Genomic DNA, 24649 nt, shown 5'->3' with positions numbered 1-24649 from the left:
TAGTGACAGGCCGAAGCTAGTTATTTCGCGCTCATAATCAACCGGCAAACCGGATAAATGGGCCGGCTACCGTAAGGATGTTCGCCACCACGGACGAACGTACCTGAAAGCGGCTGGAATACTGAACGACCGGAAGCCGGTTTACCCGATGGCCTCAACCGGCATCTCCACATCGACCACATTGGGTTGAGCCCCATGCTGACGCCCGTATACGACAGCAGCCAGCAACAGGCCCGCGAACGCCAGCCCTGCGCCAACCCACTGGGGCGACGCATAGCCCAGGCCAGCGGCAATGGGCAGTCCACCCAGGAAGGCACCCAGCGCATTGCCGATATTGAACCCTGCCTGCGTAACAGACGAAGCCAGCATTTCGGAGCCATTAGCCGCCCGGATCATCAGAATCTGGATGGGCGCCCCAAGCGAAAACGAGATAGCCCCCGTGATGAACGTCATGGCCAGCAGCGGCAATTTGAACGGCGACACATAGAAGACCACGATCAGGCTGACGACCATCAGGGCCAGGAACAGCATCGTGGCTTTACTAGGAGATACGCGGTCGGCCACCAGCCCGGAAAGAAGGTTGCCCACGGCCATGCCGACACCCGCCAGCACCAGAATCCAGGTGATCTGGCTCGCCTCGAAATGAGCCACTTCGGTCAGGAGGGGGCAATGTAGCTGAACCAGGCAAACAAACCGCCCGTACCGATGGCCGTGACGCCCAGAATCAGCCAGGGTTCAGCATACGTGAACAACTTTAGGTCTTTACGCAGGTTCGATTCGCCCACGACCGGCATCTCGGGCAGCAGCTTGTAGATACCCAGCAACGTGACCAGTCCCACCACGCCGATCAGCACGAAGGTGATGCGCCAGCTTATCTCATGCCCAATGAACGTACCCAGGGGTACGCCAAGGATGTTGGCGACGGTGAGCCCGGCAAACATCATCGAGATGGCCCGTGCTTCTTTACCGGGGCCAGCCAGTCGGCTTGCTACAACGGCTCCCACACCAAAGAAAGCACCGTGTGGCAGGCCTGACAGTAGCCGGGTCACCAGCATCACTTCGTAAGTAGGCGCAAAGGCCGACAGGATGTTGAACACCGTGAACAGCGCCATCAGCCCCAGCAGAATTTTCTTGGGCGGATAATTGCCCGCCATGGCCACCAGTAGCGGTGCCCCCAACACAACGCCCAACGCATAGGCCGAGATGAGGTGACCCGCCACAGGGATAGAGATATGAAGCGTTCGGGCGAGGTCGGGGAGAATGCCCATCATCACAAACTCGGTCATTCCAATCCCGAAACCACCCATCGTCAGCGGCAGCAAATTCTTATTCATACATATAGCGGCTGCCTCAGGGCAGTACAATTCGGATTAACGGATAAAGCCAGAACAGGTACTTCTTCCAGGAAAAATGCAAATCGACAGAATTTGTTTCATTGCCTGCGAATGTTCTAATTCCTTACTGGTTGAATACAATGCACCCGCAAATATGACTCGTTGACAACGCCGTTATCGAACCATGCGCTGCATAGATTGCAGTTGACAAGAATCGGCGGGCTGCTTTGTTTGAACACACTGTAGCCTGTACGCCGACCCAGCCTGGCAATCGCCGTGGTAAATTGAATCGGCGTGATAAAAGGTTTTTTCCCCGACTTTACCGTTTAGTCAATTCGCTGATGAACAGCCATCTGAGCGACATGTCGCCGCTATCAATTGCTGTGCGAACTGTGTACTTTAGAGCTACGGCTGTTGCTCGGGCAGCGCCGCTAGACTAACCACACCTGTTCTATGGCTTCTTTCGCTGCCTTCCTGGATGTTCAGGGGGTACGTTACCCGTTGCTTACCTATTCACTAGCCATTCACCAGGATACGGACTCGCTGGGTCGACCTGCCTCGCCAACCTATGGCGGCACAATCGACTGCGTACTGGCGGCACCCGGCGCTGATCGGCCTTTCCTAATGCAATGGATGTTTTCGCCTACCATGCAGCAGGACGGGCAACTGGTGCTGATGCAGGACGTACCCAGAACGACACTTAAGACGATTTCCTTTTTCAGTGCTTACTGTGTGGGGTTACAGATGCGGTTCCAACCCGGTGCTGGCGGCGGAGGCAGCCTACAAATTCAGGTACGTATCAGCCCGCAGCGCATAGCCGTAGGAACGATCATCCACGACAACAACTGGCCAGTAGAAAGCCACGGCGCAGGACAGAGTTATGCTAAGCAGGTAGCTCAGGTAGCCAAACGCACTCAAGAGCATAAGGTACCCCCGCAAAGCGCTCAATTGACCGTGGCGCAGGTGCCGGAATTACCCCAAAATAAACCCGAACAAAAGCAATATTCGATGGACCCTAAAGAAGTGAAACGGGTAATTGATGCTAAATTGAAGGGAGAGCCTTATAATGAAGAGCAGTTTTTATACTATCATCTAAATCGAAATAAATTTAACGTAGGAAACGAAGTGACAGAATTAAGAAAAGTAGGGGAAACAAGAGTGATGGGTTATGGTAAATTCGAAGATAACTTAGGGAGAACATGGATAGAGCTTCCTAAAAAATTTAATCAATATCACATGTCTAAAGAAGATTTTGAAAACAATGAAGATCCTCCTTATAGTAGAAAGTTTGTATGCGATGATGAGGTTTCGGGCGTGGGAGGAGAGTTTGAGATGATAGTCAGGAAAGACAACAAGCGAATTGATAGCGAGACCGAACCTAATTACCAGGAAACCTATAATTTTGGACGAACGATGAATTTTCTCGATAATGCTGAACTGTCATGGTCGGGTGAGCGAAAATATTCGAATAAGCATTTTAAATTAGATGTAGATCCTCACGAGAAAAATTCTAATTATTCGTCTAATGGTGATACGGGGTCTATAAGAATAATAGAATGAGATAAGAGCGAATCGCAATAACTAAAACGAATCAATCGGCCCCTACACTGTACGGTTTAGATTAATAGCCTGCTGCTGCACGTGGGGCACTGGCGCTGATGCAGCAAGCTCGCGTTCAGGTACGTCCCACGCCCTACGGACCAGGCTTTTGAGACGAGCTTGCCCCGAAAGCGTGGGACAGAAGGACCGTTGGTGACTGCCCAACGGGGGGGGGGCGTGTGACAGCGCTTCGCCATCCGGGTTTTCGGCATGGTACTGTTCGAAAAGTTCGGTCGGTTTTTTGCCGAACAGCCGCACCAGGCAGTGAGCTTCTGCTGAGGTGTTCATAGTATCGAGCGAGAGTAAGGTCCAAAAAAGGAAAGGCGTTTGGCCGTTTCGGCTGACCAAAGCAGTCACCTATTTTTGGTAAATCGGGGCTGGTAATGAAGCGGTCTGTACCTTAGGTGTTTATACGGCAGTACCCTGCGCCCTATGTCTATGAAACGAATTACCCTCCTCATACCGGCTCTCCTGCTCGCAAGTACTACTTATGCCCAGAGCGAGCTGACGCTGAAGACACGTACCTACCGCCAGCAACACGAACGGCAACTGCTCGATGAATTTATGGGGTTACTGGCCATTCCCAACGTGGTCTATGATACTGTCGGCATTCAGAGAACGGCCAATTACATTGCCGATATGCTAAAGCGGCGGGGTATGGAGCCCCAACGGCTTGATGGAACAACAAAAGGCGTTCCACCTGCTATCTATGGCGAAGTGATGGTGCCGGGTGCCACTAAAACAGTCGTTTTCTACGCGCACTACGACGGACAGCCGGTGAACCCCAACCAATGGGCCGATGGCCTGAAACCCTTCGAGCCAGCTTTATATAGCGCGGCGCTCGATGCCGGGGGACAGGCCATTGAACTGCCTAAAACAGGCGCTTTCATCAACCCAAACTGGCGCCTCTACGGGCGCAGCACATCAGACGATAAAGCGGGCGTTTTCGCGATTCTGGCTGCCTACGACGCGCTGGTGAAGCTAAATATGAAACCAACCGCCAACCTCAAATTCTTTTTTGAAGGCGAAGAAGAGGCGGGGTCGGCGCACCTGAACGAGATTCTGGAACGCCATAAAGACAAACTGAAAAGCGATCTCTGGATCATCTGCGACGGACCGGTGCACCAGACGGGGCGCAAACAGGTGCTCTTCGGCGTGCGGGGCGACGTGAACCTGGAACTGAAAGTATTCGCCTCGAAACGACCCTTGCACAGCGGCCACTACGGCAACTGGGCACCCAACCCCGCCATGATGCTGGCCCGGCTGCTGACATCCATGAAAGACGACGACGGGAACGTGCTCATCAAGGGGTTTTACGACGATGTGACGCCACTGACCGATCTGGAAAAACAGGCGCTGGCCAAGATTCCGCCGGTCGACGAGCAGCTAAAAAAAGAGTTGGGTTTTACCGTGGCCGAAGGCGGCGGTAAACCACTGGCTGACCTGCTGATGCGTCCGTCGCTGAACATCAACGGGTTTGCGAGTGCCAATGTGGGTAAGCTGGCCGCCAACGTCATTCCGACCTCAGCTACGGCCGCGCTTGATCTTCGGCTGGTGTTGGGCAATGACGCCAAACGGCAGGTACAGAAAGTGATCGATCATGTGGTGGCGCAGGGCTATTACGTAACCCAGCAGGAAAGCATCACCGACGAAGAACGGGCCAAATACCCACGTATTGCCCGGATCGTAGCCAAGTCGGGTTATAATGCGCAACGTACCCGGATGGATCTGCCCATTGCCCAGACGGTCGTGAAAGCCGTGCAATCGACGGTGAAAGGCGACATTGTGCTGCAACCCAGCCTCGGCGGCAGTCTACCCCTCTATCTGTTCGACCAGATACTTAAAACGCCCACGATCACCGTGCCGATTGCCAACCACGACAACAACCAGCACGCCGAAAACGAAAACCTGCGCCTGCAAAACCTCTGGGATGGCCTGGAAACCTACGTGGCCCTGATGCGGCTGTAGTGAATACGCGGGCGAGCCTATTACGTCAAGGTCAACTGATGGTAGCACGAAGCAGCTCGGTAAATTCGTCAGCTCTAATCAGATTGATTTTAGGAAAATCATATTGACGCAGCACGTTGAAATGTCGGTCGTTCGTGACGAGGTACTGCACATTGGCCGAAAAAGCGCAGTCGACAAACTTATTATCGTCTTTGTCGGCCTCTATCAGAGCAAGGTTAAAATAAATCTCTGTCCTATAAACATGGGGAAGTAGCAGTAGTCCACCAAGAAAATCTTCGGCTACTTCATGGTCGAAGAATTGGGCGATCTTTTCGGTATACTCCATCAGCACGTCGGTGGATACGTAGGCTTCATAGGCCCCGGCAATGAGTGCGTCTATAAATAAGGCGATACGGCGACCGACTCGGAAGAGCGGCGAGTAGTATGTTGGTATCAATAACGGCGGTTATTCGGTCAGGCATCACCGCTTAGTAACTCATTGATTGTCTCATCAGAATACCCTTTCCGCTCCCAGACGGCATCGGCCCGTTGGCGGGCTTTCTCCAATAAAAAAGCAGCCATAACGTGTCGAAGCTCTTCCAGATCCTCGTCGGGTATTTGGCGTGAAAAGAGCTTCAACAATTCAGCTTGCACGTTGGTGAGCGGTGGATGAACCATAGTACAGTACGTTTTGACAGGTAACAAAATAAACATAAAAGGGATTTCAGAAGAAGCCCGGCCATAACAACAACCAGCACGCCGAAAACCTGCGCCTGGAAACCTACGTGGCCCTGATGCGACTGTGAGCAGAGGGTGAAAACAGCACCGCATCCGGTACGTTGCTCATACACAGCAGCGAACAGCAGCGTACCCGGCTCTATTCGCCACATCTATTAAAGCAACGGTTAGCCTTTCTGGCTGACCTTCCGTAGTTTTGTACTTTCCTAAGAAATCAGCTAGAACCAGAACGGAGAAGCCTGTTTTCAGATTACGGAAAAGAGAACATCGCAATCATAACAACCGACGTCGTTCAATCGATATGCAAACGTCAACATACGTCCCCTTCAAAGTTAAGGACATCGCCCTCGCTGAGTGGGGCCGGAAAGAGATTCGCCTGGCCGAAGCCGAAATGCCCGGCCTGATGGGCCTGCGTGAAGAGTTTGGGCCAAGTCAGCCACTGAAAGGTGCCCGCATTGCCGGTTGCCTGCACATGACCATCCAGACTGCCGTGCTCATTGAGACACTGGTAGCCCTGGGTGCCGATGTGACCTGGTCGTCGTGCAATATCTTCTCAACGCAGGACCACGCCGCCGCTGCCATTGCCGCTGCAGGCATTCCCGTTTATGCCTGGAAAGGAATGAACGAAGAAGAATTCAACTGGTGCATCGAGCAGACGCTGTTCTTCGGCGAAGATCGGCAGCCCCTCAACATGATCCTCGATGATGGCGGCGACCTGACCAACATGGTGTTCGACGTATACCCTGAACTGATCGCGGGCATCAAAGGGCTGTCAGAAGAAACCACGACGGGTGTTCACCGCCTGTATGAGCGCATGAAGAATGGTACGCTGCACCTGCCTGCCATCAACGTAAACGACTCGGTAACCAAATCGAAATTCGATAACAAATACGGGTGTCGCGAGTCGCTGGTCGACGCGATCCGTCGGGCAACTGACCTGATGCTGGCCGGTAAAGTGGCCGTTGTGGCTGGTTATGGCGACGTAGGTAAAGGCTCGGCTGAGTCGTTGCGGGGGGCTGGGTGCCGTGTGTTGGTAACCGAAATTGACCCGATCTGTGCGCTTCAGGCGGCTATGGACGGCTACGAAGTGGTTCCGATGGATGAGGCCGTAACCCGCGCCAACATCTTCGTAACGGCCACCGGCAACATCGGCATCATCAAAGACCGTCACTTCAAGGCCATGCGCGACAAATCGGTGGTGTGTAACATCGGCCACTTCGACAATGAGATCGATATGGCGTGGCTGAACGGAAATTACGGTACTACCAAGAGCCAGATCAAACCACAGGTGGATATGTATGAGATCGACGGTAAAGAGATCATCGTATTGGCCGAAGGTCGTCTGGTAAACCTCGGTTGTGCCATGGGCCACCCATCGTTCGTGATGTCGTGCTCGTTTGCGAACCAGACACTGGCCCAGCTCGAATTGTGGGAAAATCCCGACAAGTACGAAAACAAGGTTTACGTGCTACCTAAGAAACTCGACGAGAAAGTAGCCGCCATGCACCTCGCCCACGTTGGCGCGAAGCTGGAACCACTGGAACAAGCGCAGGCTGATTATATCGGCGTGCAAGTGTCCGGCCCGTTCAAATCGGAGCTGTACCGCTATTAAACGATAGAAGGTAAGCGTTAAAAAGGCGTTGCTGAGGTACTGAGTAGTGCTTCGGCAGCGCCTTTTTAACGCTTAACCTACTTTACTCGCCCGGTATTTTCCTGGCGACGTACCTAGCCTGGCCTGAAAAAGCCGATTTAGCGTACTGATATTATCGAACCCCGTTTGAAGGGCAATCTGATTAATAGGCGCATCGGTTGAGGTCAATAACTGGCAGACGTGCGTCAGCCGGACTTTATTCAGGTAGTCGATAAACGTCATGCCCATGTGCTGCTTGAACCAGCGGCAGAACGCATTGGGTGAAAAATGACATATACCTGAAATTTCCAGTAACGGAATCGGCCGCTGATAGTGCTCGTTGATGTAATCAAGAGCCGTTCGGATGCGAGCCGACGCATCCGCTAAAACAGACTGGCGCTGGTATGCCTGTGGTAAAATCGGCACTGGCTCAGGTACGTTGCGAAGGAGATCCAGCAGTTCGATGAGCCTGATCAGGGCAGACGTACCCGTGTGACAGAGCACCTCCCTTACCTTCCCAACGAGCAAATCGCCTGGCTTCGGAAAAGCGAAGCCTCGTTTAGCAGCCTGGAAGAAGTTGGTCAGCGGTCGACATTCCGCAAATGAAGTAAAGATTTCTTTCGGAAACTGAATACAAAAGGCCTCAACCAACGGTGTAGACTCATCGGCGTAGCTGACAAAAGTGTGTGGTACGTTTTCGCCAATCAGAAATAGGTCTCCTTCAGCATATAGCGAAATATCATCGCCAATAAACCGCACCCCCTTCCCTTTGGCGAAGTAGACCAACTCCAGTTCTGGATGATAGTGCCAGTGCGATTCAAAAACTGGCTGCTGTCGCCGAAAAGCTTTAAACGAAGCAGTGGGCAAATTGGTGATGCCCAGTTCAAGTTCCGGTTTCATGGATTAACTGCTTTAGAATAACAGACTATGTATTTGCGCCGATATTACCTCACTGAGCGAGTATTTGATTAGCTGATGGTAATATCGGCATAAAATAGGAGTAAACAGGTAAAACGGTGTGACCGATCGGGTGTGCATTTTTGTAGTAAGATCCAGGTACGTCAATATAATCCGACAAGTGTATACCCTTATGAAATCGCTGGAAACGCCTTACGAACTCACAACTGAGCAAATTAATTTCTACCAGAAAAACCGGTTTATTAAGCTCAAAAACGTCTTTGACGCCGCTACGCTGACGCAGTATAACAAACTGATCAGCGAACAGGTGGCGAAGATGAACAGGGTAACAGCCGCGCTTGATGAGCGGGATACGTATGGCAAAGCGTTCCTGCAACTCTTCAACCTCTGGCGCGAAAACGACGACGTGAAAGCGTTCGTCTTTAGCAAGCGACTGGCCAAAATCGCTGCCGACCTGATGCGGGTAGACGGCGTTCGGATGTACCACGACCAGGCGCTGTTCAAGGAAGGTGGCGGTGGCATTACGCCCTGGCATGCCGACCAATATTACTGGCCACTCAGCAGCGACAAAACCATTACGGCCTGGATTCCGCTTCAGGCGGTACCGCTACCAATGGGGCCGCTTGAGTTCAGCGCCGGTAGTCATCAGATTGTGGAAGGTCGTGAATTGAGTATCGGCGACGACAGCGAAAAGCTTATTGCTGAAAAACTGCGTGTTACCGATTTTGAACACGTCGTTGAACCCTTCGAACTGGGCGAAGTAAGCTTCCATTCGGGCTGGGTGTTCCACCGCGCCGGGGCCAACATAACCGACCAGATGCGCAAGGTCATGACCGTGATTTACATGGACAAGGCCATGAAGCTGGCGCAACCCATCAATAAAAACCAGGAGAACGACTGGCATACGTGGTGCCCTGGTGCCAGGATTGGGCAGGAGATCGATTCCGAATTGAACCCGGTTTTGTACTGACTTTGTACTATCTGCCACTTTTGACGAATAGGCCACTTTACTATGACTATACGCCGATTTCTGACCACTGTTTTTCTTTTCCTCAATACGGGTTATGCACTCATAGCCCAGCGAGTCGAGCCTGCTTTCTGGTGGGTGGGCATGAAAGATACGCGGCTGCAACTGCTGATACACGAGAAAAATATTGCCGAAACGCAACCTAAACTGGCCTATGCTGGTGTAAGAGTGGCGAAGGTAACGAAGGTGAAAAGCCCCAACTACCTGTTCATCGATCTGGTTGTTGGCCCCGCCGCGAAGCCGGGTACGTTCCCGATTCAGTTTCTAAAGAACGGAAAGTCGGTGATGACGTATCCGTATGAGCTGAAGGCGCGGTCAACAGGCTCGGCGCAACGGCAGGGCTACACACCGGCCGATGTCATGTACCTGATCACCCCCGACCGTTTTGCCAACGGAAACCCCGCTAATGACAACGTACCCGGCCTGCCCGACCCGGCCAGCCGAACAGGGCGAGACACACGTCACGGTGGTGATATTCAGGGTATTGTGGATCATCTGGATTACATCAAAGACATGGGGTTCACGGCCTTATGGATCAATCCGCTGATCGAAAACAAGATGCAGCAGGCCTCGTATCACGGGTACGCCAGCACCGATTTCTATAAGATTGATCCGCGTTTTGGTACCAACGAAGCGTATCGGGACCTGTCGAAAGCAGCGACGAAAAAGGGCATCAAACTGGTGATCGACATGATCATGAACCACTGCGGTTCCGGCCATTGGTGGATGGCCGACCTGCCTACCGACGATTGGCTCAACTACCAGAACAAGCCCGAAATAACCAACCATTCCCGCGAGACCAACCAGGACCCACACGCTTCGGATTACGATAAAAAACGGTTTGCCGATGGCTGGTTCGTATCGGCCATGCCCGACATGAACCAACGCAATCCGCTGCTGGCCCAGTACCTGATCCAGAACACGATCTGGTGGATCGAATACGCTGATTTGCACGGAATTCGTATGGATACGTATCCATACCCGGACAAAAATTTTATGGCCGAATGGTCGCGGCGGGTGATGCAGGAATACCCGAATTTTTCGATGGTAGGCGAAGAATGGTCGATGAACCCGGCGATCATCGCGTTCTGGCAAAAAGGCAAACAGAACCGGAACGGCTACGTGTCGTACATGCCGAATATGTTCGATTTCCCCCAGCAAAACGCGCTGGTGTCGGCCCTGAACGAAGATGATAAAATCTATAATCAGGGTCTGATGAAGCTCTATCAAACCCTGGCGCTGGACTTCCTCTACGAAACCCCGACTAACCTGGTTGTTTTCCCCGATAACCACGACATGAGCCGGTTCTACACCCAGATCAATGAGAAGTTCGATCGCTGGAAAATGGGTATGGTTCAGGTGTTGACCACGCGCGGGATTCCGCAGTTTTTTTACGGAACCGAAGTCCTGATGACCAACCCGAAAAGCGACCGCCACGATGAGATCAGGGGCGAGATGCCCGGTGGTTGGGCAGACCATACAGCCAATGCGTTCACCGGCAAAGGCCTGACCGATCAGCAACGGGAAGCACAGCAATTTCTAAAGCAACTGCTACAATGGCGGCAGCGCACGCCTGCTGTGCAGACAGGGAAGCTAACCCATTTCGCGGCCAGCAATGGCATCTACGTGTATTTCCGCCACAACGCGTCGCAGAAGGTGATGGTCGTGATGAACAAGAATGCCGAAGCCCGATCGCTTGAGTTAGCCAACTACGCTGAACTGCTGAACGGCCACCAAACCGCCCGGAACATCCAGACGGGTCAGACGCAAATGCTGGGCCAATCGCTGACCGTGCCTGCCATGAGCGCGGTAATCTGGGAGGTGAAGTAAGAAGTTTACAGTTTACTGTCTTCTGTTGCTTCGCTACATCAGCATAACATGCCTAAGCAGCTGTTTGCGTTAGCCAACTCGTCGCGTAGCGACTTGATGTCGGTAGAAAATTGAGTTGATTGAATCTCCTTCCGTCGCATAGCGACCTAACAAAAGCATATCAGTTAGGTCGCTATGCGACGGAAAAGCTTATAGAAAGCAACATAACTATAAACATTATGTCGCTACGCGGGGAGTTAGCTAACGCAAACAGCTGCTTAGCAGCGCGACAGAAGACAGTAAACTTCTTAAAGCTGCATTTGCAATACCCCGTCTGCCACGTACCAATACGTAACCTGACCTCCCGTTGGAACAGTCCATGTTTTCAAATTGAACGTACCTGGATTCCGTATCTCGACAACGCGAATGGCCTTTTTGCCAGCTAACCAAACCAGCGGTTTACCAGCCGTGCACTGTTCTGGTTTATCTGAGTTGGCAGGCGTCATAAAGTAAGCCACACCCTGGCCAAAAACGTGCGCCATGCCGGTTGGTTCAAGGCCAACGGCTGTCTTTTCGCTTATCCCGATGCCTCGTGCGTTGAGGTGCCAGTCAGTGCGGGCACGGGCCAGAAAAGCCACCAGTCGGCCTTGCCGGTTGCGCTCGGCAACGTGGGTATCGGTGATGGTGTTTGTCAGAAAGGGCGCATCGATGAAATCGTTTCGGCCTAGCATCAGGTTGGCATGGTAAGGATCGGCAAGGGCTTCGGCAGTTGTCAGGCTTTCCTTGAAGGCAGGGTAATAAATTGGGCCGAGTATGGCGCAGCCCGCACTGGTGCCGCCCACAGGTACTTTTTTGGTCTTGATCAGGTAATTGATCGCCTCTTCTACTTTCGAATCCTTCCAGAAACGGACATACTTTCCCTGATCGCCACCAGCAATAAACAAGGCTTCGGCATTCCTGATCGTCTGTGCCACGCGTTCATCATTCACCCACTCGGTTGAATTCAGCAAGATAGTTTCGACCGAGTTCACGGGCACACCCAGCGTGGTGTGCAGGTACGTGTTATAGCCATCGGCCCCGCTGGCGCGTAAGATCACCACATCGCCCCCGCCCGATTTTCTGAGAAACCAGCGCATGGCTTCGTCTACGTCGGTGCTGCCACCAGCCAGCAACATCCCCGACGTAGTGGGCGTCGCTACATCGGCAGGATCGCCCGTAAGCCACGTAACGGGACCGGTAGACGTGGCAGGTGTTGGCTCAGCTACTTTTTGACCATAGGCGACGTGCCCTGTCAGAAGCAGCAAAAAATAGGGTAACCGAGCTAAAAAAGGGCATTGGGGTATAAAATGCATAAGGTACCAGGTACGTTGCCGCCCGAAAGAACGGCGGAAAACGGTCATAAAAAAAGCCGGGTACGTTGCAACGTACCCGGCTTTACAAAAATCCATAAGTCCAGAAGTTGACAGTCCTTCGCTAGGTGGCGGAAGGGAACCAGGCAACTTCTCAGTCGCGGCTGCGGCCGTTCAGGATGCTCACGTAATAGAGCAACGTAGCCAGTGAACTAAGCGCGGCTACTACATAAGTCATAGCGGCCCATTTCAGCCCATCTTTCGCCACGCCGTATTCGCGCTGCGACACAACGCCCCGGCTCTCGATCCAGGCCAAAGCCCGCTTACTGGCGTCGAACTCAACGGGCAGTGTGATGAACGTAAACAGGGTCGTTACAGCAAATAAAGCAACTCCAATCTGCAAGGGCAGCAACGTGCTGTTGATCATCAGGATACCGGCCAGCAGAATCCATTGCATATAACGCGAGGACACGCTGACAAACGGTACAATGGCCGACCGGAACTGCAACGGGCCATAAGCCACTTTATGCTGCACCGCGTGACCGCACTCGTGCGCCGCTACGGCCGCCGCCATCACGCTCCGCCCGTGGTAGACATCGGGCGAGAGATTCACGGTTTTGTCCTGCGGATTATAATGGTCGGTAAGTTGCCCGTCAACAGAGAGCACTCGCACGTCGGTGACTCCATTTTCGGACAACATTTTCTGCGCTACTTCGGCACCGCTAAGTCCGCTACTGAGCGCGATCTGCGAATATTCCGTGAATTTGCTTTTGAGTCGCCACTGGACAAACAGCCCCACCAGGAACAGGATAATCATTAATAAATAGGCACCAGGCATGGTCTTCGAGTTAGTTTATGAGGTGGCGAACTGATTCACGCACCTACCAATAAAACAGAATCGGGCTGAAAATTGTGCCCATTTATGCCGCCACTTATCCAGAGTGGGCACCGGTGGTCAACGGTAAGTTCTCTGTTTACAGTAAACTCTAAACAGAGAACTTACCCATATGCTTCGACTATTTTCTGAATCAGGGCGCTGGTAGAATAACCCGGAACCAGTGCGATGGTTTCAACGCTACCGCCATGACCCAGCACAAAATCGGCTCCTACAATGGTGGCTACGGTGTAATCATCACCCTTCACCAACACGTCGGGCCGCAGGGTTTCGATCAGTTCCAGCGGGGTGGGTTCACCGAAAAGCGTGACCAGATCGATGAATTGCAGGGCGGCCATCAGGCGGGCGCGGGCCTGCTCATTCACCACCGGACGCAGGGGCCCTTTTATACAGCTAACAGACGCGTCGGTATTTAGCCCCAGCACGAGTTTATCACCCAGCGCGCGTGCTTTTTCGAGGTAATCGATGTGGCCGAGATGCACAATGTCGAAGCAGCCGTTGGTGAACACAACACGCTGTCCGTCAGTGTGCCAGGCACGTACCTGCGCCGCCGCTTCATCGCGGGAAACGATTTTCTGAGAAGTCATTCAATGAGGTTTATTCGGCGTAATATCTCGTTTCTATCCTGTCGTTGATGCAGTACCCCCAGAATAATGATGATTTGATCCTCCTCGTCTATTCTGTAATACACAGTGTAGGGAAATCGGTGCAGCACTGCACGCCTAATGAAAAGTAAATTCTCTTCGTACAAATAGGGGTTCGACGCTATGACAGCCTCAACACGATCATACTCATTCAGCCAGTCTAAGCCAAGGTCCGTCCTAATCGTCTCGTACTAATCAATAATCGCTTCTTTATCTCTATCCGCCTCAACCGCCAACAGCACACTGAAATTACTATTTCCAGCCATACTTGTCCTTGGTTCTACGGCGTGATTCGTCAGCAGGAATAGCTGTTTCTGGATTCTTTTTGTACGAGGTGTAGCGCTCAGTCAACAGTTTATTAATGAGCGCATCTGTATCCTCTTTCTCTTCATCGGTAAGAGGTGGTAAAAAGTCATCGTATTTCACCGCGATATAGCGGATAAGGTCGATTTGAGCCTCTTCTGGAAGATTATCGACAACTCGATGCAATGTTTCAACCGTGCTCATTATTAAATCAAGTTTGCTGTAATCAAAGATAACCAATTACTGATCAGCGCTGACCGGCGACGTACCTACTTCGGCACCTGCCTTTTTGGTACGGCTCAGCACAATCAGGAATGATAATCCGCCGAAAACGATCACCACGGCCCATTGCGACAGGAGCATCAGTGTGGCCAGCGTTTGACCGTCTTGTTGAGTCAGTCCGTAAAGCACCAGTGCCGAACCTACCATAATGTTGAAGGCACCCAGGCCGCCCTGCGTCGGTGCCGCCATACCAATGGTACCCATCATCAGAATCGTCAACGCCGCTACCGGACCGAGATTGGCCGTCTGGGGCATGGCGAAGAACAGGACGTACATGGTGAGGTAATACAGCCCCCAGATCAGCAGCGTGTGGAAGACGAACAGGCCAGGCTGGCGAAGTTTACGTACGCTAAGCAGCCCATCGATGAGGCCCAGAACGAACGTTTCCACTTTGACAAACAGCGCGTTGCGGCGGAGCACTTCCTTGTATTTGCTATACATGAACCAGGCCACTACCGCTCCACCTATGCCAACGGCGAGAAATAAATAAAGGCCGGTGCGACTACCGGTCCCACCCTTGCCCGCAAACAGGCCGAAGACCAGATCGCTGAGGCGGGTAAATTCCAGCACCAGCGTAAGCCCAATGATAACGACCAGCATCAGCACGTCGAAAATGCGCTCGGCCACGACCGTCCCAAAGCTGACGTTGACCGGTATGCCTTCGAGCCGGTTCATGGTGCCGCAACGGGTTACCTCGCCCATGCGGGGAATCAGCAGGTTGGCAAAATAGCCCGTCATGACCGCCAGTGTCGAGTCGAATGGCGAGGGACGATGGCCGGTTACGGGCTCGAGCAGTAGACTCCAGCGTACACCCCGACTCCAGTGCGACAGCATCGCAAGGACGGCATAGACACCAACCCACATCAGATTGGCCTGACCAATGGCGGTGAACATCGCATTCAGGTCAATGTCTTTGAAGACGAACCAGAGAAGCCCCCCGGCCACAGCGAGGGAAATGGCGTAGGTAAGGATGTTTTTCATAGAAAGAAGTTTACTGTTTGCCGTTTACTGTTGCGCTGCCACTTCAGCGATTCACTCCTTGGCAGCGCAACAGTAAACAGCAAACGGCAAACTGTAAAATTTACCCCCTTGCTGCCTGCCCGCCGGTTACCAGACGGTTATTTTCGTCGGGGAAGACAACCAGCGGCTTATGCGTTTTGGCTTCTTCGTCGGTGAGCATGCAGTACGAAATGATGATGATGATATCGCCGGGCTGAGCGCGGCGGGCGGCGGCTCCGTTGAGGCAGATAATGCCCGTACCGCGCTCACCGGTGATGACATACGTGATGAGCCGTTCGCCGTTGTTATTGTTCACGATGTGTACCTGCTCGTTTTCCAGCAGACCCGCCGCGTCCATCAGGTCTTCGTCGATGGTGATGCTGCCCACGTAGTTCAACTCAGCCTGAGTGACTTTCACGCGGTGCAACTTCGATTTCATTAGGGTAAGCAACATGGTCTGTTCTTGAAAGGCTTCTTCATGCAGAAGGCGGCAGCAAAGGTAGCTGCCGCCTTCCGGTGAGCAAAACAAGCGCGTGTAGGGTAACGTTCAGAATGTACCTGCCTACAGTCGCTCTGAAAGCGCAACTATATACGCCGCAAACCAGGCCCGGCATTCATCTAAACTCGACTGGCCAGAGGCGACCGCCAGAATAAAATCAGTCAACAACGGATCATCAACTGAAGGTGATAGGTCGAATTTATTCAGGTTTAAAAACATCAAAGCAGCACCCAACCCTGTACGCTTATTTCCATCAGAAAAGATGTGATTGCCGATAATGCTGTAGCAGTATACAGCTGCTTTGTCGGATACGGTTAGGTATATTAGGTTCGCCAAACAGTTCAGAATGAACGGCTTCGAGCAGGTAATCCAGGTTTTCTTCGTGCAGGAAATTAGAAGGCGGCATGAAGTTCCCACCATGTTTATCCACCGTCGCTTTGTTCAAGCGAACTACCTCCTGTTTAGTTAAGTACCGCATTAAGCCAAAGCCCGGAAAGTAGCGTCGAAGCGTTGAAAATTGTGTTGCATTAACTGGTTAAATTCAACGTCATCCACTGTGTTTGTCGTTTCAGTCAACAGTCCCTTTAACATACTGCGAAACAGTTCAGGCTCCTCCTGAATTAACTCCCGAAGGGCTTCTTTGACAAGCCCTTTATCTACAACTTTTGTCATGACTACCTGTTGGTTAACGTACCCAATCTACTCAACACCATCTGATTCGCAAAAGTTGATTGGTACGTTAGAACGGCACCACTACTTTCAGGCTTACATTCCGGCCCATGTTGAACACGCCCACGCGGCCGGTGGCGTTGTTTGGGTCAAGGTATTTCAGGCGGCTTTGATGAGCCTGATAAATGACATCGAACAGGTTCGTGGTTGAGAAATAAACGGAGAAAAGTGTCTGTTTCCGATTGTTCGTGATGTCGCCACCGGCACCGATGTGCACCAGTGTATAGCCCGGTGTGGCCGTTTCTGTATTCGAGGCCGCCAGAAACCGATCCTGTTGTTGCGTAAGCTCGATATCCATAGTAGCATAGAGGTTACGGAAGCGATTCCCGATCCGGTCGCGGGTAAGGCGGAGTTGCGTGACCCAGCGCGGTGCAGGCATGAACGGCAGAAACTGGGCATCGTCGGTCGTGGCCGAGAGGTTCCGCCCGAACACCGACGAGTAGGTCTGCGTCAGGCTGAACCACCGGGCTGATGCCGGGTTATAGGTCACCATGCCTTCGAGGCCCTGCAGTCGGGCGTTGCCCTGCGCATAACGAAACACAGGTACGTTGCCCTGAAAGAGCGAATCGGTGCCGGCCCGGTTCAGTACCCGTTCCGAATAAATGTAATTCTGGATGCTGTTCTGGAACAGGCTCAGATCGACATACCAGTTTTTGCTTTCGAACGTCAGGCCGAGATCACCCTGATAGGCTACTTCCGGCACCGCGTCGAGCTTACCGATTTCGTACCGGAACGTACCTGCGTGTACGCCATTCGACGATAGCTCAGGCACGGTGGGGGCCCGGAATCCCCGCGATACGTTAGCGCGGAGGTTCAGCTTCTCGGTTACCGAGTACACCCCACCCAGACTGGCCGACACGTTGCGGTAGGTTTTGTCGGTACCACTAAACCGTTCGCTGTTGGGCCCCTGCGAACGTACCTGGAAAGCATCATTGGCGTCGATGTACAACGAGCCGATGGTCAGCATGCGGATGTCGAAACGGGCACCGCCGCTGATCTTCAACTTGCCGATGTTCTTCTTCGCAAAGATGAACTCGCCGTTATCGAAGAGGGTGTAGTTGGGGTACAAGGCCTGATACCCCTGGTTGTCGAGCGACTGCTGCATGCCGTTGCTGCCAACGGTCAGTTCCAGGTTATTTTTCGTCGGGAAATTGTAGCGGACGTCGTAGTAATTGGTGTACAGAAACAGACCCAACTGCGCCTGATTGGGTCGAAGCACGTCGGCAAACTCGTCGCGGCGGTTACGGGCATAGCTGAGGTTGGCCGTCAGGGAGCCACCGTTGGCAAACTGAAACAGGTTGTTGAGCGAAACCTTGGCGTTCACCAGCCGCTGCGAGTTGAACGGCAAGAACTCCCGGCTCGTGAGCTCACCATCAGAAACGGGCCGGTCGGCTACCTCACCATTGGCTAGAATTGATGCGGTGGTGAAGCGGCCGGTCCGGGTGTCGCGGGTGCCGTTGATGATGTTGAACTTCTGTTCGGTTCGGAGAAAATAGAGCCGCGAGTACCCCCAGCGTTTATTCAGCCCAACGTACCCACTGATGTCGAAGAGGTCGGCGTAGTTGGACCCGTAAACACGCCCATCGGCCCGGTTCTGGTAGTTCCCGGCCGATTTGGTCGAGGCCGTTGCCAGCCAGACAAAGCCGTTCTGGTTGCCCGCCGCCTGTACCGACGCGCCCAGCAGCCCATGATTGCTCTGGTAGCTGGTCAGCACCCGCCCCCGAACTTTGCCTTCTTCCACCGGGCGCGGCGACAGGGCCGTAACCACCCCGCCCAACCCGTCGGAACCGTACATCAAGCTGCCCGCGCCCCGGATCACTTCGTAGCGATCAATCGAATATTCGTCGAGCTGAATGCTGTGTTCTTCGCCCCATTGGTTGTCTTCCTGCCGAATGCCGTCGTGCATGGTGATGACCCGGTTGAAACCCAGTCCGCGAATAATGGGCTTACTTAAACCCGCCCCGGTTGTCACCTGCGACATGCCCGGTAGTTTCGACACGGCATCGATCAGGTTGGTCGAACTTTGCTGCATGAGCCGAAGCTGCGACATGGCGGCAATCGGCACCGGACTTTCGCGGATAATGGTCTTGGTCGACGCCCCCGACACGATCACTTCTTCGAGCATCTGCGAGGCGTTTTCCATCACAAAATCCTTTGTTGTGGCCCCACTGATGGCCACGCTCTGCACCAGCGTCTTGTGAGAAATATAGCTGACCTGCGCCGTGAACGTACCGGCGGGCAGGTTAGTAATTCGGTACGCTCCGTCGAGGTCGGTAGTGGCACCGAGGCGTAGGTCTGGCAAATAAATGGCCGCACCAATCACGGCCTCACCCGATTCACCGTGCGTTACGCGACCGGTCAGTGTGTTTTGGGCAATGCAAACAGAAACAGGCAGCCCGAGACAGGCCACCATGAGGAGTAAAATCTTCATAGAGAAACAGACGTTGGTTGACAATCAGTAAGCGGATGCTTACGCCAACGGCGGACCTCTGTGCGAAAAACAGGTGAAAGTACCCCAACGTACCTGCGCATGAATGGCAGACGCAGGAGCGGGGGGGAGTGGCTGATCGGGTACCTGAAACGCGAAAAACGTGGGTTCCGTGAACGGATAGGCCACGTCGGTCATGGCATCGAGCCAGATCAGCTCCTGCTTGGTGTGGTTGTTCGGCTGAACGGGGTCGGAGCCGGGCCCACCCAGGGCTTTGGGTAGAAAAGGGTGCGCGTGAACGACAATCGTACCGTCGGGCAGCCGGTGGGCATGCCGGAACACCACGGCGTTGGTCAGCATGAAGAGCTGAACCAGCAGCAGCAGCCGGGCAACGGTTAGTCGATATGTAGCGTTCTTGCGCATCAGCCAGTAAAGCAGGACGTACGACTTTTGGGTTTCTGCCGATGTACTGCGTCACGCTACAAAGTAAATCATTAACGAATATGTACTCAATGCGTCTTTTCTGAAAGGAACGGATCAGTACAGCCCTTTATACGTATAGTCCGTGGCTACAGCTTGCTCATAACCAGATCGCAGTTGCCATGCAGGCCGATCCCGTTTGTGATCTTTAGTTGAAGGATCGGGTACGTTAGTCTGGTCGCCCAGGTACGCCAGTAAGGGTCGTTCATGGCGGGGTCGTCGGCAAATACGACCTGCACCCTGCGCGTTTTGTAGCCTTCTGCCGTGCAATTGATGTGAATATGCTGTGGAATAGTCCGGCCATTATACTGAATCGGGTAGCTGGCAGGCCGAACGGTCCCAAACCGGTAGCTGCCTGATTGACCGGTGACTAACACGCAGAAAAGCCGTGGATCAGTCTCGCTCATTTTGTGTGAAACAGCGTCAGCGGGCGCGTAGTATCCCTGCTGGTCAGCGTGGTAAATGGTCAGCCGGGCATTGGGAATGGGCGTCCCCAGCTCATCCGTGATTTGCCCGCTGATTGTCATTTTTGGCCCCTTTTCCGTGGCACTACAAAGAGTGCCAACCGCCCATCGTGCCTCACTGTCCAGCGTTTTGCGGATATCGCTACGCTGATTTGTTGTCAAATGGGCATAGTGGTTGGTGATTAGCGCGTGCAGCGAATCGTACATTGGCCGGGTAGCCTGCGTCGATAAGCGCGCCTTCAGTGCGTTGATTGCTGCCTGCCAGCGAACTGATTGGCCGACGAGTGGCAGACTTATTACCCCAATAAGCAGCGGTAGTAGGTGCTTCATGCCCGAAGCTATTGATTATGGTTGATTAAGTGTCAACGGGTTATGAACGGGCGTACTTTTTCGCCTGACGAGCCAGGGAATTGTATGGTCGAACCAGAACTGTCTGGCTGCTCTACCGATCAGGGCTACTCATTGCCTTGACAACAACTGGCCGATATTCGCCGTTTAGATGCTACCGCCAAAGGGACACCCCCCATTTTCATGCAACGCCTTCTCGACAACCTGAACCAGCAGACCGCACGTACCCAACTCGGCGGCGGCCAGAAAAAACTGGACGATCAGCACAAAAAAGGAAAACTGACCGCCCGTGAGCGGGTAACGTACCTGATCGACCCTGACACCGAATTTCTTGAAATCGGCCTGTTTGCCGGCGATGGCCTGTACGCCGAACATGGCGGTTGCCCGTCGGGTGGCGTCGTGACGGGCATGGGGTACGTGTCGGGGCGGTTATGTGTGATCGTGGCCAACGACGCCACGGTGAAAGCCGGCGCCTGGTTTCCGATCACGGCCAAAAAGAACCTTCGGGCGCAGGAGATAGCGATGGAGAACCGCCTGCCCATTATCTACCTGGTCGACAGCGCGGGCGTATACCTGCCGTTGCAGGATGAAGTATTTGCCGACAAAGACCATTTTGGCCGGATGTTCCGTAACAACGCGCATCTCTCAGCCATGGGTGTGTTGCAGGTGGCCGCCGTCATGGGCAGCTGCGTGGCGGGGGGGGCGTACCTGCCCATCATGTCAGATGAAGCCCTGATTGTGGAAGGCACCGGTTCCATTTTTCTGGCTGGCCCTTACCTCGTCAAATCGTCGATTGGTGAAGATGTGGGTGCCGAAACACTGGGTGGAGCGGCCATGCACACGGAAATTTCGGGCGTGATCGACAATAAATACCCTGATGATCAGCGCTGTCTCGATGCCATAAAGCGCATTCTTGATAAAACGGGCGGTCAGCCCCTCGCCGGGTTCAGTCGCGCCACACCGGCCCCGCCAGCCCTCGACCCAACGGAAATCTACACGCTGTTGCCGCAGGACCGGGTAAAGCCCTACGACATGCAAACGATCATTGACCGGCTCATCGACCACTCCGAATTCGACCCCTATAAACCCGATTACGGGCAGTCGTTGCTCTGCGGTTACGCCCGCATCGACGGGTGGGCTGTCGGGATCGTGGCCAATCAGCGCAAGGTAGTAAAAGCCAAAGTACGCACTGGCCCGGGTACGTCGGGGCAACCGGTGGAAATGCAGATGGGCGGCGTGATCTACGGCGACGCAGCCGACAAAGCGGCCCGCTTTATCATGAACTGCAATCAGAAACACATACCGCTGGTGTTCATTCAGGACGTGACGGGTTTCATGGTAGGTAGCCGCGCCGAACAGGGGGGCATCATCAAAGACGGGGCGAAGCTCGTCAGTGCCATGGCCAATTCGGTGGTTCCCAAGTTCACGATTGTGGTGGGCAACAGCTACGGAGCGGGCAACTACGCCCTCTGCGGACGAGCCTACGACCCCCGGCTGATGATTGCCTGGCCCACCGCCCAGATGGCCGTGATGAGCGGTGCCTCGGCGGCGAAAACACTGCTACAAATTCAGGTGGCATCTCTGAAAGCGAAAGGCGAAACCATTACGCCCGAAGATGAGCAGGCGCTGTTGCAGAAAATTACCGATCAGTACAACGCGCAGCTATCGCCCTACTACGCCGCCGCCCGCCTCTGGGTCGACGCCGTGATTGACCCGCTCGATACCCGCCGTTATATCTCAACCGGCATCGAAGCTGCTAACCATGCGCCTATCACCAAGGCGTTCAACGTAGGGAATATCCAGACGTAGTTTTCCAGGGCACCAGCCCTGGAGTCGAGAAATTGATTCACTCCAGGGCTGGTGCCCTGGAAGACTATTTCCCTGTACACGCCCCCTTCGTATAGCTCACGCCAGCGCAGGCCGCCTCGCAGGCATTACCGTAGGTACGTCCGTCGCAACCGCAAACGGGATCATACTGGTACGTGCAGAAGCAATCGGTATTGACCTTTGGCACACAGTCACCCACGGGTTCTAGGGTGTTTCGGGAGCACCCCAGCAGGCAGGACAGGCTCAGGAATGTCAGGAGCGTTTTCATAACTTGTATGGCGAAAGATAACGTACCTGAAAGACCTCGATTAGCCTGAAAGGGTTGCAAAAGCTAAACCTATACGGTCTTTTTGAGACCGTATAGGTTTAAAAATCACCCTTCTTTTCCCTGCACCCAGTCCATCCGTTCGGGTATATCCTGCTCGATGGCCTTCCTGACTTTCTCGACAATCTCCTCTACGCTTTCGCCAGGGCCGATAATCAACGGGGCTTTGAAGCGGATGGATAGTTGTGTGTTCCGCTTTTTGAAGCGTAACCCTTTCTTGTCAAACGCCCGCCGGAACCCGTTAATGACCACCGGAATGACGATAGGATCGTTGGCCATGATCAAGTGGGCTGTTCCCTTACGGATAGGGGCAAAGGGCTTGGTTGTTCCTTGCGGAAAACTCACGACCCAACCGTGTTTCAACGCGATCTGGATTTTATCAACCGCCGCCGAATCAACGTTACGCTGCACTTCACGGCCATCGGCCCGCCACGACCGTTCAATCGTAAGCGCACCGCCAAGGGCGAAGATCTTAGCTAAAATTCCTTTCTGCATCGTTTCGCTGGCGGCCACATAATACTGCCGGGCACGGGGGGCCATCAGGTACATTGGGGGTAGTATGGTGTCTTTGAAGCCCCATTTCACGGCGCAGAACACATGAAAGAAGGCAATAACATCGGCGAAATAGGTCTGATGATTCGATAGAAACAGGACGTTATTGATCGGCAAATTCTCCAGATGCTCGGTGCCTTCGATCTTGATCCGGTTAACCGTTGTGTAGCGAAAATAGGTAAACCAGCCTACCGTTGCGATAATAATACGTCTGAACAGCAGCCAGTTACCAAATGGGTCGCACTCGAACAGACCGATGAAATCGAGCTTGTCGAGGGGCTTGGGCAGGTAGCTGAAGCGGGTCGGTTTAACGTAACGCATAAGAGGGAAAGTAAGCTAATAAGCCCGAAAGGGGTGTCAATGTTTTCGGGGAAAAGTACAAAAAAATAGGGAGGCAAAGCGTGCGAAAACTAGAATTGGCTCTGTGAAAAATTTTTTGACAAGGCATTAATCCTTCAGCCACGTTTGGCCATCCAAGCTACAAATAACCACAAAACGCGCCTATAGCTGACGTTCTACTTCCCGATCTACCTTTTCAACAACCCACATAGACATACCGTCGGGGCCATCTAATTCAACCTTTCTACTGATCATGAAAACTCAGCTCGTAAACACGTTTTTTGCTTCTGCCTTCACGGTCGCCGCTCTTCTCGTTAGTTCATCATCCTTTGCTCAGGTGCAGGTTGGCGTTCGGGGTGGCGTAAACTGGGGGACCGTCTCTGAACCCTCGCTGATGAAAAACCTGCCGGTACAGCCCGAACTGTCGCCTGGTCCGGCCGCCGCCATTTTCCTGGACGTGCCCATCACTGACCGGGTGTCGTTCCGGCCCGAAGTTGGCTACGTTCAGAAAGGCTTCGTTCTGCGCGAAGGCACAAGTCTTGATCTGGGCATCATCGATATTCCCATTGGTGCGCGAATGGCCTACCAAACACAGTCGGTTCAAACCGGGCTGCTGTTCAAAGCCAACCTGACCGATGGCCCTGTGCAGCCCTATATTTTCGGTGGCCCCGCCGTTGGTTATACCTTCGACGGCCGCATCAGAACCCGTGCCACGGCGTTATTCACGACCAAAAACATGGACGTTGACCTTGATTTCGGCAACACGCTTAACCCCTGGGATATCAGCGCGGTAGGGGGGCTGGGCTTATCGGCCGACACAGGAACTGGCAAGTTTTTTGTTGAAGCCCGTTATGACTATGGACTAACTCGTCAGCTACAAGTGCCTTTGGTTAACCTTCCCGTTCGCAACCGCAGCGTCGGTGTGTCGCTCGGCTACGCATTTACGCTTTAATTTTTGTTGATTACGAATCAATCGATAGACGTACCTGCCGCTGGTGGGTACGTCTTTTTTGTGCGGGTAACGATGGGTACGCGGATTTGACGGCTGAACGGGATCTACACGTATTTCGGAAGTAAGCAGCGCCAGTCAGGTCTAATCCGCGTACGCATCATCTTCCGCCTACAAAATGACATTGGTCATGTATACAATTGAGAAAAAGACGTTGAGGGGCACTCAATTCTGT

At 53.3% G+C, this 24649-nt stretch carries 27 protein-coding genes; 7 read left to right on the top strand and 20 right to left on the bottom strand.

Features of this window, described 5'->3' with window-relative positions; translation table 11 throughout:
• Window positions 1–141: 141 nt before the first annotated feature.
• Together ACAW75_RS01290 and ACAW75_RS01285 are read right to left on the bottom strand one after the other, a co-directional pair.
• The gene (locus tag ACAW75_RS01290; RefSeq protein WP_370726851.1) at window positions 142–651 is read right to left on the bottom strand and encodes an MFS transporter; all 510 of its coding nucleotides are present in this window, start codon (window positions 649–651) and stop codon (window positions 142–144) included.
• A 5-nt stretch (window positions 652–656) separates the two neighbouring features.
• Window positions 657–1334 (bottom strand): MFS transporter, encoded by a 678-nt coding sequence (locus tag ACAW75_RS01285; protein WP_370726850.1) that lies wholly within the window; start codon window positions 1332–1334, stop codon window positions 657–659.
• Between the two features lie 453 nt (window positions 1335–1787).
• Here ACAW75_RS01285 and tssD point away from each other — a divergent pair, with 453 nt between their 5' ends.
• Complete coding sequence (tssD, locus tag ACAW75_RS01280; RefSeq protein WP_370726849.1) at window positions 1788–2894, top strand: type VI secretion system tube protein TssD; 1107 nt, start codon at window positions 1788–1790, stop codon at window positions 2892–2894.
• 42 nt (window positions 2895–2936) lie between these two features.
• Here the strand turns inward: tssD and ACAW75_RS01275 are convergent, their stop codons facing one another.
• Window positions 2937–3221 (bottom strand): hypothetical protein, encoded by a 285-nt coding sequence (locus ACAW75_RS01275; protein WP_370726848.1) that lies wholly within the window; start codon window positions 3219–3221, stop codon window positions 2937–2939.
• A 150-nt stretch (window positions 3222–3371) separates the two neighbouring features.
• Between ACAW75_RS01275 and ACAW75_RS01270 the strand changes: the two genes are divergently transcribed.
• The gene (locus tag ACAW75_RS01270) at window positions 3372–4901 is read left to right on the top strand and encodes a M20/M25/M40 family metallo-hydrolase (RefSeq protein ID WP_370726847.1); all 1530 of its coding nucleotides are present in this window, start codon (window positions 3372–3374) and stop codon (window positions 4899–4901) included.
• Window positions 4902–4932: 31 nt separating this feature from the next.
• Here ACAW75_RS01270 and ACAW75_RS01265 read toward each other — a convergent pair whose 3' ends face one another.
• A complete protein-coding gene (locus tag ACAW75_RS01265) occupies window positions 4933–5337 on the bottom strand; it encodes a PIN domain-containing protein (RefSeq protein WP_370726846.1) in 405 nt (134 codons plus the stop codon).
• A gap of 17 nt (window positions 5338–5354) precedes the next feature.
• Window positions 5355–5558, bottom strand: coding sequence for a DUF8507 family protein (locus tag ACAW75_RS01260; protein WP_370726845.1), 204 nt, complete (start codon window positions 5556–5558; stop codon window positions 5355–5357).
• A 361-nt stretch (window positions 5559–5919) separates the two neighbouring features.
• On the opposite strand from ACAW75_RS01260, the gene ahcY reads away from it, so the two are divergent.
• Window positions 5920–7230, top strand: coding sequence for an adenosylhomocysteinase (ahcY, locus tag ACAW75_RS01255; protein ID WP_370726844.1), 1311 nt, complete (start codon window positions 5920–5922; stop codon window positions 7228–7230).
• A 72-nt stretch (window positions 7231–7302) separates the two neighbouring features.
• On the opposite strand, the gene ACAW75_RS01250 is transcribed toward ahcY, so the two are convergent.
• Complete coding sequence (locus ACAW75_RS01250) at window positions 7303–8148, bottom strand: helix-turn-helix domain-containing protein (RefSeq protein ID WP_370726843.1); 846 nt, start codon at window positions 8146–8148, stop codon at window positions 7303–7305.
• Between the two features lie 190 nt (window positions 8149–8338).
• Between ACAW75_RS01250 and ACAW75_RS01245 the strand changes: the two genes are divergently transcribed.
• Together ACAW75_RS01245 and ACAW75_RS01240 are read left to right on the top strand one after the other, a co-directional pair.
• Entirely contained in the window at window positions 8339–9136 is a 798-nt protein-coding gene (locus ACAW75_RS01245) for a phytanoyl-CoA dioxygenase family protein (RefSeq protein ID WP_370726842.1), read from the top strand.
• A gap of 42 nt (window positions 9137–9178) precedes the next feature.
• Complete coding sequence (locus ACAW75_RS01240; protein WP_370726841.1) at window positions 9179–11023, top strand: glycoside hydrolase family 13 protein; 1845 nt, start codon at window positions 9179–9181, stop codon at window positions 11021–11023.
• A 287-nt stretch (window positions 11024–11310) separates the two neighbouring features.
• Here ACAW75_RS01240 and ACAW75_RS01235 read toward each other — a convergent pair whose 3' ends face one another.
• The 12 genes from ACAW75_RS01235 to ACAW75_RS01180 all read right to left on the bottom strand — a co-directional run bounded on the left by ACAW75_RS01235 (window position 11311) and on the right by ACAW75_RS01180 (window position 20404).
• Window positions 11311–12450 carry a cyanophycinase gene (locus ACAW75_RS01235; protein ID WP_370726840.1) on the bottom strand — a complete coding sequence of 380 codons (1140 nt, stop codon included), beginning with the start codon at window positions 12448–12450 and terminating at the stop codon, window positions 11311–11313.
• A 55-nt stretch (window positions 12451–12505) separates the two neighbouring features.
• On the bottom strand, window positions 12506–13189 hold the full coding sequence (locus ACAW75_RS01230) for a zinc metallopeptidase (RefSeq protein WP_370726839.1): 684 nt from the start codon (window positions 13187–13189) through the stop codon (window positions 12506–12508).
• Window positions 13190–13350: 161 nt separating this feature from the next.
• Window positions 13351–13833 carry a D-glycero-beta-D-manno-heptose 1-phosphate adenylyltransferase gene (rfaE2, locus tag ACAW75_RS01225; RefSeq protein WP_370726838.1) on the bottom strand — a complete coding sequence of 161 codons (483 nt, stop codon included), beginning with the start codon at window positions 13831–13833 and terminating at the stop codon, window positions 13351–13353.
• A complete protein-coding gene (locus ACAW75_RS01220; protein WP_370727098.1) occupies window positions 13830–14015 on the bottom strand; it encodes a type II toxin-antitoxin system RelE/ParE family toxin in 186 nt (61 codons plus the stop codon). Before ACAW75_RS01220 ends, rfaE2 begins: the two co-directional genes overlap by 4 nt.
• 127 nt (window positions 14016–14142) lie before the next feature.
• On the bottom strand, window positions 14143–14397 hold the full coding sequence (locus ACAW75_RS01215) for a hypothetical protein (protein ID WP_370726837.1): 255 nt from the start codon (window positions 14395–14397) through the stop codon (window positions 14143–14145).
• Between the two features lie 36 nt (window positions 14398–14433).
• Window positions 14434–15456: a lysylphosphatidylglycerol synthase transmembrane domain-containing protein gene (locus ACAW75_RS01210; protein ID WP_370726836.1), complete on the bottom strand. Its 1023-nt coding sequence runs from the start codon at window positions 15454–15456 to the stop codon at window positions 14434–14436.
• Between the two features lie 100 nt (window positions 15457–15556).
• Window positions 15557–15928, bottom strand: coding sequence for an aspartate 1-decarboxylase (gene panD / locus ACAW75_RS01205; protein WP_370726835.1), 372 nt, complete (start codon window positions 15926–15928; stop codon window positions 15557–15559).
• 108 nt (window positions 15929–16036) lie between these two features.
• Window positions 16037–16309, bottom strand: coding sequence for a type II toxin-antitoxin system death-on-curing family toxin (locus ACAW75_RS01200; RefSeq protein ID WP_370726834.1), 273 nt, complete (start codon window positions 16307–16309; stop codon window positions 16037–16039).
• A 141-nt stretch (window positions 16310–16450) separates the two neighbouring features.
• Entirely contained in the window at window positions 16451–16645 is a 195-nt protein-coding gene (locus tag ACAW75_RS01195) for a hypothetical protein (protein ID WP_370726833.1), read from the bottom strand.
• Window positions 16646–16712: 67 nt separating this feature from the next.
• On the bottom strand, window positions 16713–19133 hold the full coding sequence (locus ACAW75_RS01190; RefSeq protein WP_370726832.1) for a TonB-dependent receptor: 2421 nt from the start codon (window positions 19131–19133) through the stop codon (window positions 16713–16715).
• Window positions 19134–19172: 39 nt separating this feature from the next.
• Window positions 19173–19553, bottom strand: coding sequence for a DUF8478 family putative metalloprotein (locus ACAW75_RS01185; protein ID WP_370726831.1), 381 nt, complete (start codon window positions 19551–19553; stop codon window positions 19173–19175).
• Between the two features lie 146 nt (window positions 19554–19699).
• Window positions 19700–20404 (bottom strand): dioxygenase family protein, encoded by a 705-nt coding sequence (locus ACAW75_RS01180; protein ID WP_370726830.1) that lies wholly within the window; start codon window positions 20402–20404, stop codon window positions 19700–19702.
• A gap of 201 nt (window positions 20405–20605) precedes the next feature.
• On the opposite strand from ACAW75_RS01180, the gene ACAW75_RS01175 reads away from it, so the two are divergent.
• Entirely contained in the window at window positions 20606–22231 is a 1626-nt protein-coding gene (locus ACAW75_RS01175; protein WP_370726829.1) for an acyl-CoA carboxylase subunit beta, read from the top strand.
• Between the two features lie 64 nt (window positions 22232–22295).
• Here the strand turns inward: ACAW75_RS01175 and ACAW75_RS01170 are convergent, their stop codons facing one another.
• Both ACAW75_RS01170 and ACAW75_RS01165 read right to left on the bottom strand, forming a co-directional pair.
• Window positions 22296–22517 carry a hypothetical protein gene (locus ACAW75_RS01170; RefSeq protein WP_370726828.1) on the bottom strand — a complete coding sequence of 74 codons (222 nt, stop codon included), beginning with the start codon at window positions 22515–22517 and terminating at the stop codon, window positions 22296–22298.
• A gap of 105 nt (window positions 22518–22622) precedes the next feature.
• Window positions 22623–23447, bottom strand: coding sequence for a lysophospholipid acyltransferase family protein (locus ACAW75_RS01165; protein WP_370726827.1), 825 nt, complete (start codon window positions 23445–23447; stop codon window positions 22623–22625).
• Between the two features lie 271 nt (window positions 23448–23718).
• Here ACAW75_RS01165 and ACAW75_RS01160 point away from each other — a divergent pair, with 271 nt between their 5' ends.
• Window positions 23719–24417: a porin family protein gene (locus tag ACAW75_RS01160; protein WP_370726826.1), complete on the top strand. Its 699-nt coding sequence runs from the start codon at window positions 23719–23721 to the stop codon at window positions 24415–24417.
• Window positions 24418–24649: the final 232 nt, after the last annotated feature.

Source organism: Fibrella arboris (genome assembly GCF_041321095.1).
GTDB classification, from domain to species: Bacteria; Bacteroidota; Bacteroidia; order Cytophagales; family Spirosomataceae; genus Fibrella; species Fibrella arboris.
Note: the sequence above shows the minus strand (reverse complement) of the source record. Positions and strands in the feature narration are given on the sequence as shown.